At 57.2% G+C, this 3,790-nt stretch carries 4 protein-coding genes and 1 tRNA gene; 2 read left to right on the top strand and 3 right to left on the bottom strand.

Annotated elements, in window-relative coordinates; genetic code table 11:
- Together ABJP42_RS11050 and ABJP42_RS11045 are read right to left on the bottom strand one after the other, a co-directional pair.
- On the bottom strand, positions 1 to 426 hold a 426-nt coding region (locus tag ABJP42_RS11050; protein ID WP_348340364.1), incomplete at its 3' end, for a glutamine synthetase beta-grasp domain-containing protein.
- A 39-nt stretch (positions 427 to 465) separates the two neighbouring features.
- Positions 466 to 804, bottom strand: a complete 339-nt coding sequence (locus ABJP42_RS11045; protein WP_348340363.1) for a P-II family nitrogen regulator — start codon at positions 802 to 804, stop codon at positions 466 to 468.
- Between the two features lie 184 nt (positions 805 to 988).
- Here ABJP42_RS11045 and ABJP42_RS11040 point away from each other — a divergent pair, with 184 nt between their 5' ends.
- Entirely contained in the window at positions 989 to 2,713 is a 1,725-nt protein-coding gene (locus ABJP42_RS11040) for an NAD(P)H-hydrate dehydratase (RefSeq protein ID WP_348340362.1), read from the top strand.
- Here ABJP42_RS11040 and ABJP42_RS11035 read toward each other — a convergent pair.
- Positions 2,710 to 3,267, bottom strand: a complete 558-nt coding sequence (locus tag ABJP42_RS11035; protein WP_348340361.1) for a Hint domain-containing protein — start codon at positions 3,265 to 3,267, stop codon at positions 2,710 to 2,712. The two genes, ABJP42_RS11040 and ABJP42_RS11035, sit on opposite strands and share 4 nt — an antisense overlap.
- 215 nt (positions 3,268 to 3,482) lie before the next feature.
- Between ABJP42_RS11035 and ABJP42_RS11030 the strand changes: the two genes are divergently transcribed.
- Positions 3,483 to 3,567: transfer RNA gene (locus ABJP42_RS11030), tRNA-Leu, on the top strand.
- Positions 3,568 to 3,790: the final 223 nt, after the last annotated feature.

The raw sequence follows: 3,790 nt of genomic DNA, 5'->3' as shown, positions 1-3,790 counted from the left end.
GGAATAGCGCACATCGTCGAACAGGAAGAATTCGGCTTCGGGGCCCATGTAGGCCACATCGCCAATGCCGGAAGACTTCAGATAGGCTTCGGCTTTTTCGGCGGTGCCACGGGGGTCACGCTCGTAGGATTCGCCAGTGTCGGGCTCAACGATGGAGCAGTGAATGCAGACGGTTTTTTCCGCGTAGAAAGGATCCACATAGGCCGAGGTGGTGTCGGGGATCAGTTTCATGTCTGAGTTTTCGATCGACTTCCAGCCAGCGATGGAGGAGCCGTCGAACATGAAACCTTCTTCGAGGAAGTCTTCGTCAACAAGATCGACGTCCACGGTGACGTGCTGCAGCTTGCCGCGCACATCGGTGAAACGGATGTCGACATAGGCCGCTTCTTCGTCTTTGATCATCTGGAGAACTGCGTCTGTGCTCATTCCCTTGGTCCTTCTGAGTTTAATGTCAGGTAATTCGGTTTACAGCGCGTCTGTGCCGGATTCGCCGGTACGGATGCGGATGGCCTGTTCGACGGGAGAGACAAAAATCTTACCGTCGCCAATCTTGTCGGTTTTAGCAGCATCGATGATGGCTTCAATGGCGGCATCGACCTGATCGGTCTCCAGCACCACTTCGATTTTTACCTTGGGCAGAAAGTCGACGACATATTCTGCACCGCGGTAAAGCTCGGTATGGCCTTTCTGACGGCCAAAGCCTTTGACTTCGATGACGGAGAGGCCCTGAACACCAACGTCCTGCAGTGCTTCTTTGACCTCGTCCAGCTTGAATGGCTTGATGATGGCTTCGATCTTTTTCATCCGGGGGCTCCTCACAACCTTGTCGAAGCCTCTCAGATCATTTCTTAATGGCAGGGACAATGCGCTGTGCTGTCTCAGGCAGCGCCTTGCGGCAATTTTGGCCGGTGGTGATTAAAAAATGGGCGAAGCGCACAAAAAATGCGCAAAAAGAAAACGTCAGTTCTTAACGACAAGGAACCTCCTGATGACCGAACTGCTAACCGCTGCCCAAATGCGCGCCATTGAGCAGGCCGCCATCGAGTCGGGAGAGGTCACCGGGCTGGAGCTGATGGAGCGTGCCGGGCAGGGGGTGGTGGATGCCATCTTGGAGGAATGGCCGGAGCTTGGTGGGCGGGCAGTGGAGCAAGAGGGGGGCGCTGCCCCCGATCCTGCGGATCCCCCCCGGAATATTTCCGAAAAGGTGAAAGAGGAGGGGGCGCCCTGGCGCGCCGTAGTGCTTTGCGGACCGGGCAACAATGGCGGCGATGGCTTTGTGGTGGCGCGGCTGTTGAAAGAGCGCGGCTGGGCGGTTGAGGTGTTTATGTTGGGTGAGGCGGAGGGGCTGCCTGGGGATACGCGGGCCAATTTTGGGCGCTGGTCGGAAATCGGAGCAGTGAAGCCATTAGAAGATCACAATTTTGAAGGATGGCCGGATGAAAACTCCGGCGTTCACATCGTTGTCGACGCCCTGTTTGGCACCGGTTTGGCACGCCCGTTTTTGCAATGCAGCCATTTGTCTATGGCACTCAATGGTTGTTCCAGCCTGGCAAGGACGAGAGGTCTGTTTCCCAGAGTTGTTGCCGCAGATGTTCCAAGCGGCCTCTGTGCGGATTCCGGGACTTGGCTGGGAGAGGAGCAACCTCTTGACTTTGCGGGGCTGGCAAACCTCACCGTGACTTTTCATAGTTTGAAGCCAGGGCATCTTTTGGCAGATGGGCCTGTGAGTTGTGGTAAAGTTGTCTGCGTGGATATCGGGTTGTCGGCACCCTCTAAATCGGGGTCTTTGTCGCGTGGTACCCTGAGTGATATGTACAATGACAAACACTTAGGACAGTACATTGTTTCCTTGGTTGGTGGGGATGGGGAACTCTCTCTGCCCGCCAAACAGGGGCGGCACAAATTCTCACATGGGCATGCTTTGGTTTTGTCGGGCGGATGCGGTAAGACGGGTGCGGCACGTCTTGCCGCACGCGGCGCTTTGCGGATTGGCGCCGGGCTGGTGACGCTGGGCTCGCCGCGCTCAGCCATGTATGAAAATGCGGCACAGCTGACCGCAATCATGCTCCATCAAATTGATGGGGCCCATGGGGTCAGTGAGCTGCTGGAGGATGCGCGGTTCAACGCGCTGTGCCTGGGGCCGGGGCTGGGGCGTGGCATGGATACCCAGGCGGTGGTTGTCGCCGGTTTGAAGGCCGGGCGGGCTACGGTTTTGGATGCGGATGCCCTGACCCGATTTGAGCGTGATCCGCAGGTGTTGTTTGATCTGTTACATGAAAACTGTGTTCTCACACCGCATGGGGGGGAGTTTGCCAAGCTGTTTCCGGATTTGGCGGCGCGGTTGTCTGCCGTGGCCGAAACTGGACCCGTTTTTTCCAAGGTGGATGCCACCCGCGAAGCCGCAGCGCGGGCGGGCTGTGTTGTGCTGTTCAAGGGCGCAGATACGGTGATTGCAGATCCAAGCGGGCGCTGTTCGGTGAATGCGGCTCAGTACGAGCGGGCGGCACCCTGGCTTGCCACAGCCGGGTCCGGAGATGTTCTGGCCGGCTTTGTTACCGGGTTGTTGGCGCGGGGATTTTCACCGATGCAGGCGGCGGAAATGGGGGCCTGGCTGCATGTGGAATGCGCGCGTCAGTTTGGTCCAGGATTGATTTCCGAGGACTTGTCAGAGCAGCTCCCAGCGGTATTTCGAAACTTGGCTACCGTGGGTTAGTTGAGTGGGGAGGCGCTGGAACGCATGGCAGCACGGGAAGGGGGTGCCCCGGCGACCTCCAAGCCGCTGGCATAGATCACCAGGGGCAGGTTGAAGCGCAAAACTGTTAACTCCATCTCAAACTGGCCCAGATCGCGGATGTACTCGCCATCCACCAGGGCGGCAGCCCGCACCAGGGCCTGGGTCTGGCCAAACATTGCCTTTGCGCGCCAGTCCCGCAGCAAGACCTGCTGATCTGCCGGGAGAGTGACCGCACATTCCGGGCGGGTGTCGCCCAGCGAGCCCGCTGCAAACCAGATGGCCCGGGCCGTGCAGATGCGTTGGTCAACGGCGTGGCATTTTACCAAACCAAAGTCGCGCGAAATGATGTCATCACCGGGTTGAATGGCCTCAACAGGGCGGTCTCCCTGCCGGGTGAGCAACAGGGTGCCCGGCAAGAAGCCAATGGGAGCCACTTGCTCAGCCGCGCCTTGTATCGTGCTGGAGTGGTGGTGTTTATGGTCTGCCGGAGAAGCAACACGCTCCCCCGCAGCCCCGCGGGTTTGCGACGTCATAGGTTTCACTCATTTTGCCTCAGGTATTTTTTCGAGCAGAATATGGCAGTAAAGTGTCCGGGTCGCGTCCTTTCTGTGTGGAACGTGAATAATTCGTTAAATTCCACAAGATTGTTGCAGCGCTGCATTCTTGGCCAAGGGACGAAATTAGCCCTCGCATCCGGTTTCAACCTTTGCTATCCAGCGCCGCAGGCAAAGAGTGATTTGCCAAATGTGCGGGTGTGGCGGAATTGGTAGACGCACCAGATTTAGGTTCTGGCGCCGCGAGGCGTGGGGGTTCGAGTCCCTTCACCCGCACCATTCTATCCTTTTGAAATCAAAGAAAACCCTTGCAAACAGGGCCCTAAGTCCGTTTCAAGGTTACAACTTTGGTTACAAATGAGGCTTTGTTGCACAAATAGCCTGAGGGGATTCATCTTGTGAATCCAGGATGATAACTAGAGGCTATGAGCAGTTGGGCCCCTACGAAATACAAGACCAAGAACTGGTCGGCTTACAATGAAGCGTTGAAGCGTTGCGGATC

Source organism: Pseudophaeobacter sp. (genome assembly GCF_039971195.1).
GTDB lineage: Bacteria > Pseudomonadota > Alphaproteobacteria > Rhodobacterales > Rhodobacteraceae > Pseudophaeobacter.
The sequence above is the reverse complement of the archived record's forward strand: the minus strand, read 5'-3'. Positions and strand labels throughout refer to the sequence as shown.